We start from the raw sequence: 14433 nt of genomic DNA, 5'->3' as shown, positions 1-14433 counted from the left end.
TGGGGTAAAGATGTCCGTAACAGTGGAAACCTTTAAAGGAGAATAAAACCAATGGCAATTAATAATCCATATGCAATGTATCAGAACAATTCAGTGAATACATCGACGCCTGGTGAATTGACGCTTATGTTATACAACGGATGTTTGAAATTCATCCATCAGGCAAAAAGGGCTTTGGAACAAGGAAATATCGAGGAAAAGAATATAGCGACGCAGAAGGCGCAGGCAATCGTAAACGAGTTAGTGGTGACGCTTGATCGGTCAGTACCGATTTCAGAGAATATGACGGTGTTGTATGAGTTCGTCAATCACCGACTTATTGAAGGAAATATTAAAAACGACAATAAGATGTATGATGAAGCGGCAGAAATCATCACGGAGTTTCGCGATACGTGGAAGCAAGTCATTCAAATAAATCGTTCGAAGCAATACGCGAATATGGATGGAATATGATCCGGTCGTCAATGATACGTTGGCAGGAAACGGCGCAGCAACTCCTGTCATTAACGAGTCGAACAGATGAAGAAAATCGAGACGCTGTAATTGAGGAAATCGATCGGCTATTGGATGAAAGAGATTTATTACAAATGGATATTGTCGCTCCTTTCACAGCGGAAGAAGAAGAATTGGGAAGGGTTATAGTCGGATTGGAACAGCAGGTTGTGAAGGGACTTTCTACATTCACAAAGCATATCCGCACCGATATAACCGCTGCACAGTCCAAGAAAGATCATATGAAAAGTTACATTAACCCATATGCCAATGTGGCGAGGGATGGAACATTTTACGACACGAAGCGATGAAGGGCTAATCAGTTCACACTGATTGGCTTTTTTTGTCGGTACTCTACTAAAAACAACACCATTACGTCAAAACTCCCACTTTTCATCTACAACTATTTCACTATTCATGGTACATTGAAAATAACATAATGGGGTTAACAATAACTTAAAAGGGGGAATGAAAAAAATGGGAGTAGGAGATGTGGAAAAGCTCATGTATGAGCAATTTTCTAAGAAAAATTTTATTTTATTCGTAACGCTTGGTGCTTCAAGTTTAATAGGGGCAATTTATTATTATCTAACCGGTCAGGATGCATTAAAAACGATTAGCATGACAATTCCTCTGACGACGTCAATCATCGTATTTCTTTTATCCAAAAAAATCTTGTTTTTCGAGAAACTGTTTCCATGGATCATCATTGGCATCACAGCGTTTGCAACGATTTTCAATGGTGTAGTTGGTGATCCTTCCATCGTAACCGCTGGAATCGCATTTTTCATCGCTGGCATTGCCAGTGTGCATGTGTCCATGCGGATTATGACATATGGTTTTGCCCTATCGATTGCTGTAATGATTATTTTTTTAATGAATTATCCATATCAGGAACAGATTGCGTCAAGCAAAGGAAGTCTCATGTTGCCACTTATTTTGCTCGCGGCAGGTTTTTTCATTCAAATTAAGCAGACAAAAAAGCTTGAGGAGCAAGTGAATGTATTTACAGTGGAGCAGGAGAAACGTGCAAAAGAGGAAGAATATAAGCATCTAACTCTGAATGAAAACGTAGAGAAAGTGGCGGATGATTTAGTCTCAATCGCACATACTGCAAAGCGGCACTGGACTTCTCAAAAAGAATTATTAGAAATTATGGATGACATCGCAGCAAGTGTTGAACGGGAAGCCGAGCAGATTAGCAGGATTGCGCAAAATACAGAACGGGTGCAAAACGATGTGGCAAATATGCAAATCGAAACGCAGTCGATGTTTAAAGATGCGGCAGAATTGCGATCTGAGTCGGATGAAATCGTAAGCCTGATGCGTAGCGTTCGAAATGGAATGGAAGAAGTGGAGCAGCTTTTGAATGAATTGAATGGATCATTCGGCCTGCTAACTCGAAATATCGAAAAAACAAATGCATTAGCAAAATCGATTGCCTCCATTACCGAACAGACGAATTTATTGGCATTGAATGCGTCAATTGAAGCGGCACGGGCCGGAGATCATGGAAGAGGGTTCGCCGTCGTAGCCGAGGAAATACGGAAACTTGCACAAACTACAGCTGAAACGCTAAATGAAATTAATAACAACCTGACAGATGTAAATAAAATGAATAGACAATCTCAAAAGAATTTAACAGCAAGCACCGATAAATTAAAGTCGCAAGGCCTGATAACAATCGATGCTGAATCAAAAATCGAGTCCATGCATCAAACGTTAGGTCTTTTGCACGAGAATCTTTTGATGTTTGATACAAAAACTAAGATGATTTCAATTGATACTTCGGAAATCGGTAACACCACCGGAACGTTTGCCGATTTACTAGCACAATCAAGCGCATCACTTGAAGAAGTCAATGCCACAGTGCATACGACGGTTGCAGATAATGAACAAATCGTGCTAACGCTTGAAGGAACGATGAAGAGGACAAAAGAGTTGGCTGAAAGTCGATAAAAATCAGTTCATTTGGTATAATGAATATAAGGAAAGGAAATGGAACGGGGTGGGGACATGCAATACAAACGTCATGAATATTTCAGGCATACTTTCGACAACCCCCTATCAGCAACTTTTCGCATCTTAGTCGAGGGATCATCGAATGAATCCAATCCAGGCAATTGCATGCTTTTGGATATCAGCACTGGCGGTACGAAACTTATTTCGAGTTTAGATATACCGACGGATACTGGGCCTGTACGTCTACGACTTAACTTCGTGATTTATGAAGCGAATATTAATGTCATCGGAGAAATAGTATGGAAAAGGCGGGGTATCGATGGAATCCGTTACGGCATCAAATTTATTGAAGACGCTTCAACTGAAAAACTAATTCTTGATGAACTAAAGCTGCGCAGACGGACGGAAATCGGAGCGGCTATTGAAAAAAGAGGCGAAAATCCTCCAACAAGATGATTTTCGCCACAATTCGACAAGATTTTAATTTTTCCTTCGAATAAAAGAAGGAAATTAAAATATAGATGTAGAAGTATATAGTATCGGTTAATCAAAGGAGGAGTTCATATGTTAGACTTTAACATCCGGGGGGAAAACCTAGAGGTAACTCCAGCAATTCGTGAGTACGTCGAGAAAAAAGTACAAAAGCTCGAAAGATATTTCACAGAAGGTGCAAATGCAACCGCTAATGTCAATTTGAAAGTGTATAATGACAGACAGACAAAAGTGGAAATCACAATTCCTATGAAAAACTTGACACTGCGTGCTGAAGAACGGCACGAAGATATGTACGCTGCAATCGACTTGATCGTAGACAAATTAGAACGTCAAATTCGAAAATACAAAACAAAAGTGAACCGTAAGTTCCGCGAAAAAGAAGGCGTAGCAGCTTTCTTACAATCCGTCGGAAAAGAGAAAAATAACAACGAAGAAGAGACTGTGAATGAAGACTTCGAGTTCCAAGTCGTCCGCACAAAACAATTCGACTTGAAACCGATGGACCAAGAAGAAGCAATCCTTCAGATGAACATGCTTGGCCATAATTTCTTCATCTTCACTGATTCCGAATCAGAAGATACTAATATCGTTTACAAACGAAAAGACGGGAAATACGGTTTGATCGAAACAAACTGAATTAAATAAATCTCGACCCCCGGAGAAATCCGGGGGTCTTTTGAATATTTCGTGGGGAAACTTGCCCCATTTTAGAACCGTCCAATATATGTAGACAGAAATTAGTTGCTTGGAGTGGAAGGCGGCGACTCCAGGGGGAACAGCGCGAGCTGAAAGCCCCGCAGGAGCGAAGCGACGAGGAGATTGAAGCCGTGCCCCCGGAAAGCGTCCGCCTGAAACGGAAAGCAACGGTTTATTTATATGTTAATCTATTGATATATTTAAAATAAACCCTTTACAAATTGCTCCGACTATTTGCACGGTGCTTTTTACAATGTTAAAATGAAGGGTGAACTTAATGAGGATGTGACCTAAATGCTTGGCGTATTGAATAAAATGTTTGATCCGAATAAAAGAGATTTAAAACGTCTTGAAAAAATTGCAGATAACGTTGAATCCCATGCTGCGGAAATGGAACAACTTTCCGATGAGCAGTTAAAAGAGAAAACGGCAGAATTCCAAGAGCGAGTTGCAAATGGTGAAACAATTGAAGAAATCCAGCCAGAAGCATTTGCAGTCGTCCGTGAAGCTTCACGACGCGTCCTTGGCATGTATCCGTTCCGTGTACAAATCATGGGTGCTGCCGCGTTGAATGAAGGAAATATCGCGGAGATGAAGACCGGTGAAGGTAAAACATTGACTTCAACACTCTCCGTTTATTTAAATGCACTTGAAGGAAAAGGCGTCCATGTCGTAACGGTGAACGAATACCTTGCAAGCCGTGATGCGAATGAAATGGGAGAGCTATTTGAATTCCTTGGACTGACTGTAGGCTTGAACTTGAACAGCTTGTCAAAAGAGGAAAAGCGCGAAGCATATACTGCTGACATTACGTATACAACGAATAATGAGCTTGGATTCGACTATTTACGTGACAACATGGTTTTATATGATGAACATAAAGTGCAACGGCCGCTTCATTATGCGGTCATTGACGAAGTTGACTCAATTTTGATCGATGAAGCGCGTACGCCTTTGATCATTTCAGGACAGGCGGCTAAATCGGCCGAGCTTTACCGTTTGGCTAACCGTTTTGTCATGACGTTGAAAAAAGAAGAGGATTATTCCTATGACGAATCAACGAAGGGCGTCGTACTGACGGAATCCGGTGTTGATAAAGCCGAAAAAGCTTTCGGCATCGAAAACTTGTTTGATTTGCAGCATGTTACGTTAAACCATGCGATCAACCAATCATTGAAAGCCCATGCAAGTATGCATATTGACGTCGATTATGTCGTCCAGGAAGGCGAAGTAGTTATCGTCGATTCATTCACAGGTCGTTTGATGAGCGGCCGTCGTTACAGTGATGGCTTGCATCAGGCAATCGAAGCGAAGGAAGGCTTGGAAGTTCAAAATGAAACGATGACGCTTGCGACAATCACTTTCCAGAACTTCTTCAGAATGTATGACAAGCTCTCCGGGATGACGGGTACTGCAAAAACGGAAGAGGAAGAATTCCGTAATATTTACAATATGAATGTCATTGCCATTCCGACGAACCGACCAATCGCGCGTGATGACCGTCCGGATTTGATCTATGCATCGATGGATGGAAAATACAAGGCTGTTGCTGAGGATATTCGGGAGCGCCATAAAAAAGGGCAACCGGTTCTCGTTGGTACAGTAGCGATTGAAACATCTGAAATCATCTCGAATTACTTGAAAAAGTACGGTATTCCACATAATGTATTGAATGCGAAAAACCATGGTCGTGAAGCGGATATCATTTTGGAAGCAGGTCAAAAAGGCGCCGTTACAATTGCAACGAACATGGCGGGCCGTGGTACGGACATCAAGCTTGGTGAAGGTGTTCAAGACCTTGGTGGACTCGCAGTAATCGGTACAGAGCGACATGAATCACGACGGATCGATAACCAGCTTCGTGGTCGTTCAGGCCGTCAAGGAGATCCAGGTGTCACTCAGTTCTACCTTTCCCTTGAAGATGAATTGATGCGCCGTTTTGGTTCTGAGCAAATGAAAGGCATGATGACGAAGCTTGGTATGGACGATACGACGCCAATCCAATCAAAAATGGTGTCACGTTCAGTTGAATCTGCACAAAAACGTGTGGAAGGGAATAACTTCGATTCCCGGAAACGTTTGCTGCAATATGATGATGTATTGCGCCAACAACGTGAAATCATTTATAAAGAACGTAATGAAGTTCTTGCATCCGAAAATATCCGTGAAATACTCGAAGGCATGTTATCAAATGTCATCGATCGAGTCATTGCAATGCATGCACCGGATGAAAAAGATGCTGAATGGAATTTGAAAGGACTTGAAGATTTCCTTGGGGCAAACCTTTTGCCGGAAGGTCGTCTAACTGTCGCTCAATTGGAAGGGAAATCCGCGGAAGAATTGAAAACTTTAATTCACGATGCGGTCATTGAACGATATAATGAGAAGGAAGCCGAAATGTCGGATGACCGCATGCGTGAGTTCGAGAAGGTCATCCTACTCCGCGCAATCGATTCGAAGTGGACGGATCATATTGACGCAATGGACCAATTACGTCACGGAATCCACTTACGTGCTTACGGTCAAACTGATCCACTACGTGAGTACCAGGCTGAAGGTTTCTCCATGTTTGAGGATATGGTAGCATCTATTGAAAATGATGCATCAAAATATGTGATGAAAGCTGAAATCCGCAACAACTTAGAGCGTGAAGAAGTTGTAAAAGGTCAGGCCGTCAATCCAAAAGAGGATGGCGAAAAAGTTACTAAAAAACCTGTCCGCCGCGCAGTCAACATCGGCCGTAACGACCCATGCCCTTGCGGAAGCGGCAAAAAGTACAAAAACTGCCATGGCAAAGGCTGACAAATAGTCATATAACATGTAATATTAACTTCCCATCGGTATTACGCAGATTGCGTTTTACTGATGGAAGTTTCATTTTATTTACTTTCAGGAGGAAACAACTATGATGGAATTATCCGATGTTCGGAACGAGCTTGACAAAACAGCTAAGAAATTAGCGGACTTCAGGGGGTCTCTTTGACTTAGAAAACAAAGAGGCACGTATGCAAGAACTCGACGAAATCATGCTTGAGCCAGGCTTCTGGGATAACCAGGATTCCGCGCAAAAAGTCATTTCCGAATCGAATGCATTGAAAGATACAGTCGGTGAATTTAACGAACTCAACGACACGCAAGAAAATCTTGAAATGACATTGGAATTGCTTCGTGAAGAAGCCGATGAAGAGTTACAAGAAGAGCTCTTTGCCGAACTAAAAGAATTCAAGAAAAAAATGGAAGACTTCGATCTCCAAATGCTTTTGAGTGATGAATACGATAGAAGCAATGCAGTCCTTGAAATCCATTCAGGCGCAGGCGGAACGGAATCCCAGGACTGGGCATCCATGCTGCTTCGCATGTACACACGTTGGGCCGAGCACCAAGGCTTCAAAGTAGAAACGCTTGATTATCAGGCGGGTGATGAAGCGGGTGTCAAATCGGTCACACTATCGATTAAAGGACATAATGCATATGGCTATTTGAAAGCCGAAAAAGGCGTTCACCGTCTTGTACGTATTTCGCCTTTTGATTCGTCAGGTAGACGTCATACGTCATTTTCATCAATCGAAGTCATGCCTGAATTTGACGGTGACGTCGATATTGACTTGAAAATGGAAGACGTAAAAGTCGACACATACCGTTCAAGTGGAGCGGGCGGACAGCACGTCAACACGACTGATTCAGCAGTCCGTATGACGCATATCCCGACAGGTGCAATCGTTACCTGTCAAACAGAACGGTCACAAATCAAAAACCGTGAACGCGCCATCAACTTGTTGAAAGCGAAAATTTATCAAATCAAACGCGAGGAAGAAGAGGCAAGACTTCTTGAAATCCGTGGAGAGCAAAAAGAAATCGGTTGGGGAAGCCAAATCCGTTCTTATGTATTCCACCCATATTCCATGGTTAAAGATCACCGTACGAATGAGGAAACAGGTAACGTTGGTGCTGTCATGGACGGAGAAATCGACCTGTTCATCAATGCGTATTTACGCTCTAGAATTTCATAAGACAGACAAAAAAGTGCACTTCGGTGCGCTTTTTTATTTTGAGTTTAAAATTTTCATTTAGGTGTATAGTAAAAGGTAAAGGGAAGTATGAAGCTTGAGAAAAACCTTCCAATTTGTCATAAATTTGATAAATATGAACAGGTTGGACGGAAGTTTACGATCCGGTTCCTTTGGTATACTAAGGAATGTAGCAGAGCTTTTAATGACAGGAGGAAAAACAATGAAGAACAAGCTTTTAGGAGTTATGTTTGGAGCAGCACTTGTACTTGGTGCATGTGGCGGTGGAAACAATGCGAGCAACAATGGCAATGGCAGTACTGCCGGTGTAGACGCAGATAAAGTTTTCCAAGCAAGCTGCGCAAGCTGTCATGGTGGGAATCTTGAAGGACGCGGAACAGCCCCGGCTTTAGCGAATATCGGTTCTGAGTTATCAGAAGCTGAAATTCACGATATTATCCAAAACGGTAGAAATGGTATGCCTGGCGGTCTAATCAAAGGCGAAGATTTGGATGCTGTTGCAAAGTGGCTATCTGAAAAGAAATAATACGTTAAGTAACAAACGCAATGGGCAAACCTGCCTATTGCGTTTTTTTATAGCTAAAATTATTTACCAAAATAATCCAAACAATGAACTTTATTTACAGATTGAAAAAAATGTGGTACTCTGTCGAACCAAATGAAATAAATCTGTAATACTCGCAGTGCTTATGCATGTTATAATGTGGTTGTCGGGAAAAAAATGTGGAATACAATAATATTCAGGTGGTTTTCAAATGATTGTGATGAAAGATGTATATAAAAAATATCCAAACGGTGTTGTTGCTGCTAATGGCATCAATGTCGAAATCGGTCGTGGGGAGTTTGTTTACGTCGTCGGGCCAAGTGGGGCGGGGAAATCAACGTTCATCAAAATGATGTACAGAGAGGAAAGTCCTACAAAAGGTGACATACTAGTCAATGGCATTAATCTTGCAACATTAAGGAACAAAAGAGTCCCTTATTTAAGAAGGCAGATTGGTGTTGTTTTCCAAGACTTTAAACTACTTCCTAAGTTGAATGTTTACGAGAATGTAGCTTTTGCGTTGGAAGTAATAGAGGAATCTCCTAAACAAATTCGCAAAAAAGTGAATGACGTTTTGGCGCTTGTCGGATTGACGCAAAAAGCCAGAATGTTTCCGAATGAATTGTCTGGTGGAGAACAGCAGAGGGTATCCATTGCACGTTCCATCGTCAATGTTCCGAAGGTCGTCATTGCGGACGAGCCTACAGGAAACTTGGATCCAGATACTTCTTGGGAAATCATGAAGATCTTTGAACAAATTAATGCGCGGGGCACGACAATTGTCATGGCCACGCATAATAAGGAAATAGTGAATACAATCAGACACCGTGTACTCGTCGTCGATGGCGGGATGATCACGAGAGATGAATATGAAGGGGTTTACGGTTATGAAAGCTAGGACATTGGGGCGACATATCAGGGAAAGCCTTAAAAGCCTCGGACGTAACAGCTGGATGACCTTCGCCTCTGTCAGTGCAGTAACTGTTACACTTCTGTTAGTCGGGGTGTTCATCGTCATTATGATGAACTTGAATCAATTGGCGGATAATCTTGAGAATGACGTTGAAATAAAAGTAATTGCGGAACCTGCAGCAGATGCCGAAGCGGTTAAACAGTTGGAAAAAGAGATCAAAGCAACCTCGGGCGTGGCAAGTATTATTTACGCCACGCGGGATGAAGAGTTAGACAAGATGATCAAGTCTTTTGGTGATGAACTTAATTTATATAAGCAAAGCAATCCTTTAGGAGATGCGTTTTACGTCAAAGCGACGGACCCTCATAGAACTGCCGAGATTGCCTTGAAAATCGATAAATATAACAACACGTATAAGGTCGTTTATGGGGAAGGAAAAGTCGAGAAGCTTTTCAATGTACTTACTATAAGTAGGAATATTGGAATGGGGCTCATTCTCGCATTATTGTTCACAGCTATGTTTTTAATTTCAAATACTATCCGACTTACCATTGTGGCGAGAGGTAGGGAAATTGAGATTATGAAATTAGTAGGTGCAACAAATAGTTTTGTACGAGTCCCATTCGTGTTGGAAGGAATTTGGCTTGGCGTACTTGGTTCAATCATTCCGATGATAGTCATTTCAGTTTCGTATTATGAACTGTACCAACAATGGGAACCGAGATTACAAAACGAGCTATTCCAATTATTGAACGCTACACCGTTCATCTACCAGGTAAATGGACTTCTTCTATTCATGGGAATCTTTATCGGAGTATGGGGTAGTTTTATGTCTGTTCGTAAATTTCTTAGAGCCTAATAGATTGGGAATGTTGTTGTCTACCAGCATAGCCTAAAGGGGGAAAATGAAAATTTGATGAAGCGCAGATGGTTTTTGGTGAGTATTATTGCGGTATTCATGTTTACATCATTTATCGGGGAAACAGGAGTCCTGGCAAGTAAGTTAAATGAATTAAAGAAAGAACAAAAGCAGAATGAGATAAAAAAGAATGACCTTAAATCTGACATTCAAACGAAAGAAAACGAGATTAAAAAGATTGAAGCTAAAATTGAAGACTTTATGAAACAAATTCTTTCATTGAATAAAGAAATCGAAGAAACAAATGCGAATATGAACAAAGTCATCGATAGTATCAATCAAACGAATGAAGAGATTGATATATTAAAAGAATCTATTGCAGATTTGGAAAAGAAAATTGAAGAGCGTGATGTGGTGCTTCGTGAACGCGTTCGTGCAATGCAGGTAAAGGGAAGCCAAGTGAGTTACTTGGATGTCCTGCTTGGTGCAAATAGCTTTGCGGACTTCATTGACCGTTTTTCTGCGGTTACAACATTGATGGATGCTGACCGTGATATTATGCGCAGGCAACAGGAAGATATCGACCAGCTTGAAGTAGAGAAAGCGCTTGTAGAAAAGAAACTAGCAGAGTTGGAAGAAAGCAAAGCGCAATTGGAAAAATTGAAAGCTTCACTTGAGGCACAGAAAAAAGAGAAAAGCCAATTGATTGATCAATTGGAAGCTGAACAGGAAAAGCTTTCTTTAGAAAAGAAAGATCTTGAAGAAGAGTACCATGATACGATTGAAGTTGAGGCAGAGCTTGAAAAAGCAGTGATTGCCGAACAGAAGCGTATCGCAGAATTAGCCCGACAAGAGGAAGAGCGTAAACGGAAAGCTGCGGCGGCTGCAGCTGCGAATAAACCGGGAGCATTGCCCAACGTGTCCAGCGGTTTTTGGACAAGACCGGCAAACGGTAGGGTCTCTTCACACTTCGGATGGCGAGTGCATCCGATTTTCAAAACTAAACGTCAACATCGTGGAACTGATGTTGCCAATTCAATTGGAACACCAGTTGTATCTGCAGCGGACGGAGTCGTTTCCTATGCAGGGCAAATGGGCGGTTATGGAAATGTGATCATGGTCACCCACTCATCGAATGGTAGCATTTTCACAACAGTGTACGGACATTTATCGAAAATCAATGTGAGTGTAGGACAGGTTGTCGATAAAGGTACCCGCATTGGTGCACTTGGCAATTCCGGGAACTCAACAGGCCCACATCTTCATTTCGAAGTGCATATAGGTAACTGGACAGCGTCCGGTCCAAGTGCAGTAAATCCATTACGATATGTATCGTTTTAATTGAAATCCGCCCTTTCCCGGGCGGATTTTTTATGGAGTTTGGAAGTGGGGAGGTTGCGGGTAGACCTTTCGAATTCGCGATGAGACTTTCTTGTTTTCCGGGGACACTAACGACTTATGGCTAAAACTTCACAAATATTTACCTTTTCTTCTTTAAACTACAAGTTAGCCTCTCGCAATTTGTTGGTCTTTCATCTACCATAGGTGGTATAAGGATAAAGGAGTTTTCCGGATGCTTGTTACGAAACTTTACGTAATTGGTAATATCACGGTGCCATCCAACTGGATTGCACTCATTGTTGCCTTTATAATTGCATATAGTATTATTCGCTTAAGGCTTGGAAAAGTTTCAGCCACGCTGTTTAGTGATGCGGTGTTTTATATAATTATCATTTGGAAGTTATCGGTGATCATTACTGATTTCAGTACGGTGATCCGGGCGCCTATTTCCATTGTTTATTTCAATGGGGGATTTACTGGGTTCTGTCTTGGACTGCTTTTCGTTGCCGGTCGAATTTGGTTTGATTGGATAAGGGGAAAAGTGGATAAGGAATCTCTCGTTGCTTTATTCACAGGGGCCGTTACGGTGCAGACTATATTTCAGGTAATGATGGTGTTGTTGAATAAAGGAAGTTTGATCGCTGGAATTGGTACTGTAGTTATCTTTATTGCCCTAACATTTTTTGTCTGGAGAATTGAACAAATAGGGGATCATATTGCCCTGATATCAATGTTATTTATGGCGGCGCATATTTTTGTGGCCACGATTCAGCCAAAAGGATTGCTGAATCCACCACTTTTCATAACGCTTATTATCGGCGTATTTTTTATAGCGATTTTCAAGGTTACAAAAGTCCAAACAGAACGGGGGAGCGGATTTGAATAAGAAAGTGATTGGATACATAATTGCTGCGTTGCTCATTGGCTCGATGGTTGTGATCATGATCAGTACGAATTTGAAGAAGGTAGACCCGATTGCTACAGCCGGCGTTTTGGTTGAGTCCGGAGTAGGATCCGAAGTCGCGATGGAAGATGTCGGTTTAAGGCAGGGGGACTTGCCTCCCGATTTTGAATTGACGACAGTGACTGGAGATATGGTTAAGCTTTCTGACTTGAAAGGGAAGAAGGTCATCCTGAATTTCTGGGCGACTTGGTGTCCGCCATGTAAAGCGGAAATGCCGCATATGCAGAACTACTACAAGAATTCTGCCGAAAAGGATAATGTGGAAATTTTGGCAGTCAATTTGACGACTGATGAACATCGTGGAGTGAAAGCTGTTCAGGAATTTGTGGATTCATACGGATTGACATTTCCAATTCCGTTGGACGAATTAGGTGTGGTCGGGGAATCTTATCAGGCATTCAGGATTCCAACGACATATATTCTGAATACGGACGGTACGATTGCGCATGTGCTTGTCGGACCAATGGATGAATCGATGATGGAAAGACTTGTCCAAGACCTTGATTGACAAAATACGGTTTTCTGTTGTCGTAACAGCCCCGCTTCGTTCATATAGTAAACGGAGGAGGGAAGTTATCGATGCGCAGAAGCCGTTTTTTTGTGTTCGCATTATTAGCTGTGATAGCAACAGGTCTATTTTTGGTGCTGGACGGCTGTTCATCTGAAAAAGGGAAAAATGCGGACGTGGCAATGAAGGAAATGTTCCCTGTTATTAATGAGGCGTATAACATCATCCAGGAGAATACGGTGTACCAGGTCGAAGGGGACAGGCTAATTGAGGGTGCATTGCGAGGAATGGCGGATACAATCGGTGATCCGTATTCGACGTATCTTTCTAAGGAAGAGGCCGCTTCGCATCGGGAATCGTTAGCTGGTGAAAAGTTGGGAATCGGAGCTGAAATTACTCGGTCGGGTGGAAAGTATATCATTGTTGCTCCAGTTAAAGGATCTCCGGCAGAAAAGGCGGGCCTACAACCTTACGATGAGATTGTACGTATTAACGGCGAGCCGTTAGGCGGGATGACACTTCAAGATGTCGTCAAAAAAATCAAAGGCAAGGAAGGGACTACCGTCAGTTTGACGATCTACCGGCCGGATTTAGGCAAGCATCTTGAGTTGAAAGTGATGCGTGATGTAATTCCGGTTAAGACCGTATCGGCTGAGTTAATGGAAGAGCGGGGCAAGAAATTCGGTTACATAGCATTGACAATGTTTGGCGATGAAACGGCCGCTGAATGGAAAAAAGCGACCGATGATATGATTGCCGGCGGTGCAGAGGCTCTTATTATTGACGTTAGAGGTAATCCTGGTGGGTATTTACGTGCTGTTGCCAAAGTGGCGGGAAGTTTGTTGCCTGATGATTCAATCTTTGCTTATATGCAGAACGCTCAAGGTCAACTCACACCTCTTGTTGTCGAGCCGTCTGAAAAGTTTTCCTATGATAAAAAACTGAAAAATATACCGGTTGTTCTACTGCAGGACAAAGGGAGCGCCTCGGCCAGTGAAGTGTTAAGTGGTGCCTTGAAGGATTTACGCCGTGGCTTTATCATCGGTAAGGTGAGTTTCGGAAAAGGGACTGTACAGGATACGATGGAACTATCAAATGGCGGTGAGATGAAACTTACCACTCATAAATGGTTGACACCGAAAGAAACATGGATACATGGCAAAGGTGTCAATGTCGACCTTGAATCGGAACAGGATAAGCTATTTACGGAACATATCCGTTTCTCGACGGAGGTGTATGCAGAAGGCGATTACCATGAGGACATTTCATATGCCCAAAAACTGTTGGTCGGACTTGGTTATGCGGTTGACAGGGAAGACGGCTACTTTGATGAATCAACAGCCCTCGCAGTGCACGCATTTCGAGTGGATTCCAAGATCCCGACAGAAAACATAATGGATCGAAAGTTCTTTGCATCACTAAGGGAAAGAGTGGAAAATTATCGTAAAGATAAAAAGAATGATGTCCAGCTGCAGGTTGCTATTGGGTATGTCCATCATTTATTAAGCAATTAATTAATTAATTAATCAAGCTGAAAGGCCCTTTGTTTCTGACAAGGGCCTTTTTTGTTGTTAAACACGTAGTTTCATAGAAAATTTTTGGGCTTCTCACACGTATGACGATTCTTTTGA

General features: G+C 42.1%; 14 protein-coding genes. All 14 read left to right on the top strand.

From position 1 onward, the window contains the following. Positions 1-51: 51 nt before the first annotated feature. The 14 genes from fliS (at position 52) to ACFPZG_RS02995 (ending at position 14316) form a co-directional block, all read left to right on the top strand. The gene (gene fliS / locus ACFPZG_RS03060; RefSeq protein ID WP_283732632.1) at positions 52-453 is read left to right on the top strand and encodes a flagellar export chaperone FliS; all 402 of its coding nucleotides are present in this window, start codon (positions 52-54) and stop codon (positions 451-453) included. Beyond that, positions 450-803 carry a flagellar protein FliT gene (locus ACFPZG_RS03055; RefSeq protein ID WP_283732631.1) on the top strand — a complete coding sequence of 118 codons (354 nt, stop codon included), beginning with the start codon at positions 450-452 and terminating at the stop codon, positions 801-803. Before fliS ends, ACFPZG_RS03055 begins: the two co-directional genes overlap by 4 nt. Positions 804-969: 166 nt before the next feature. Continuing rightward, the gene (locus ACFPZG_RS03050; RefSeq protein WP_317940625.1) at positions 970-2451 is read left to right on the top strand and encodes a methyl-accepting chemotaxis protein; all 1482 of its coding nucleotides are present in this window, start codon (positions 970-972) and stop codon (positions 2449-2451) included. A gap of 57 nt (positions 2452-2508) precedes the next feature. Beyond that, the gene (locus ACFPZG_RS03045; RefSeq protein ID WP_283732628.1) at positions 2509-2910 is read left to right on the top strand and encodes a PilZ domain-containing protein; all 402 of its coding nucleotides are present in this window, start codon (positions 2509-2511) and stop codon (positions 2908-2910) included. Between the two features lie 108 nt (positions 2911-3018). Further along, positions 3019-3585 (top strand): ribosome hibernation-promoting factor, HPF/YfiA family, encoded by a 567-nt coding sequence (gene hpf, locus ACFPZG_RS03040; RefSeq protein ID WP_317940626.1) that lies wholly within the window; start codon positions 3019-3021, stop codon positions 3583-3585. A 354-nt stretch (positions 3586-3939) separates the two neighbouring features. After that, positions 3940-6447 (top strand): preprotein translocase subunit SecA, encoded by a 2508-nt coding sequence (gene secA / locus ACFPZG_RS03035; protein ID WP_283732626.1) that lies wholly within the window; start codon positions 3940-3942, stop codon positions 6445-6447. Between the two features lie 106 nt (positions 6448-6553). Next, positions 6554-7655, top strand: a protein-coding gene (gene prfB, locus ACFPZG_RS03030; RefSeq protein WP_283734685.1) for a peptide chain release factor 2 whose coding sequence is annotated in 2 segments (ribosomal slippage) — positions 6554-6625 and positions 6627-7655 — 1101 coding nt in all. Because the reading frame shifts where the segments join, the coding sequence is not laid out codon by codon here. 220 nt (positions 7656-7875) lie between these two features. Continuing rightward, complete coding sequence (gene cccB, locus ACFPZG_RS03025) at positions 7876-8199, top strand: cytochrome c551 (protein WP_283732625.1); 324 nt, start codon at positions 7876-7878, stop codon at positions 8197-8199. Between the two features lie 229 nt (positions 8200-8428). Continuing rightward, complete coding sequence (ftsE, locus tag ACFPZG_RS03020) at positions 8429-9115, top strand: cell division ATP-binding protein FtsE (protein WP_283732624.1); 687 nt, start codon at positions 8429-8431, stop codon at positions 9113-9115. Then, positions 9105-9989, top strand: a complete 885-nt coding sequence (gene ftsX, locus ACFPZG_RS03015; RefSeq protein WP_317940627.1) for a permease-like cell division protein FtsX — start codon at positions 9105-9107, stop codon at positions 9987-9989. The genes ftsE and ftsX overlap by 11 nt, the downstream gene beginning before the upstream one ends. 57 nt (positions 9990-10046) lie before the next feature. Beyond that, a complete protein-coding gene (locus tag ACFPZG_RS03010) occupies positions 10047-11330 on the top strand; it encodes a murein hydrolase activator EnvC family protein (RefSeq protein ID WP_317940691.1) in 1284 nt (427 codons plus the stop codon). 232 nt (positions 11331-11562) lie between these two features. After that, positions 11563-12216 (top strand): hypothetical protein, encoded by a 654-nt coding sequence (locus tag ACFPZG_RS03005; RefSeq protein ID WP_283732622.1) that lies wholly within the window; start codon positions 11563-11565, stop codon positions 12214-12216. Next, positions 12209-12802, top strand: a complete 594-nt coding sequence (locus ACFPZG_RS03000; protein WP_283732621.1) for a peroxiredoxin family protein — start codon at positions 12209-12211, stop codon at positions 12800-12802. Before ACFPZG_RS03005 ends, ACFPZG_RS03000 begins: the two co-directional genes overlap by 8 nt. Before the next feature lie 71 nt (positions 12803-12873). Continuing rightward, complete coding sequence (locus ACFPZG_RS02995; RefSeq protein WP_317940628.1) at positions 12874-14316, top strand: S41 family peptidase; 1443 nt, start codon at positions 12874-12876, stop codon at positions 14314-14316. Positions 14317-14433 lie beyond the last annotated feature (117 nt).

It is taken from the genome of Sporosarcina thermotolerans (assembly GCF_042658975.1).
GTDB classification, from domain to species: Bacteria; Bacillota; Bacilli; order Bacillales_A; family Planococcaceae; genus Sporosarcina; species Sporosarcina thermotolerans.
This window is presented reverse-complemented; position numbering and strand designations above follow the sequence as displayed.

What these genes read in the sequence shown, in the direction of transcription:
- ACFPZG_RS03045 (WP_283732628.1), top strand. Translation starts at nt 2,509, where the DNA reads ATGCAATACAAACGTCATGAATATTTCAGGCATACTTTCGACAACCCC.
- ftsE (WP_283732624.1), top strand. Translation starts at nt 8,429, where the DNA reads ATGATTGTGATGAAAGATGTATATAAAAAATATCCAAACGGTGTTGTT.
- ACFPZG_RS03050 (WP_317940625.1), top strand. Translation starts at nt 970, where the DNA reads ATGGGAGTAGGAGATGTGGAAAAGCTCATGTATGAGCAATTTTCTAAG.
- ACFPZG_RS02995 (WP_317940628.1), top strand. Translation starts at nt 12,874, where the DNA reads ATGCGCAGAAGCCGTTTTTTTGTGTTCGCATTATTAGCTGTGATAGCA.
- ACFPZG_RS03010 (WP_317940691.1), top strand. Translation starts at nt 10,047, where the DNA reads ATGAAGCGCAGATGGTTTTTGGTGAGTATTATTGCGGTATTCATGTTT.
- ftsX (WP_317940627.1), top strand. Translation starts at nt 9,105, where the DNA reads ATGAAAGCTAGGACATTGGGGCGACATATCAGGGAAAGCCTTAAAAGC.
- fliS (WP_283732632.1), top strand. Translation starts at nt 52, where the DNA reads ATGGCAATTAATAATCCATATGCAATGTATCAGAACAATTCAGTGAAT.
- ACFPZG_RS03055 (WP_283732631.1), top strand. Translation starts at nt 450, where the DNA reads ATGATCCGGTCGTCAATGATACGTTGGCAGGAAACGGCGCAGCAACTC.
- ACFPZG_RS03005 (WP_283732622.1), top strand. Translation starts at nt 11,563, where the DNA reads ATGCTTGTTACGAAACTTTACGTAATTGGTAATATCACGGTGCCATCC.
- hpf (WP_317940626.1), top strand. Translation starts at nt 3,019, where the DNA reads ATGTTAGACTTTAACATCCGGGGGGAAAACCTAGAGGTAACTCCAGCA.
- cccB (WP_283732625.1), top strand. Translation starts at nt 7,876, where the DNA reads ATGAAGAACAAGCTTTTAGGAGTTATGTTTGGAGCAGCACTTGTACTT.
- secA (WP_283732626.1), top strand. Translation starts at nt 3,940, where the DNA reads ATGCTTGGCGTATTGAATAAAATGTTTGATCCGAATAAAAGAGATTTA.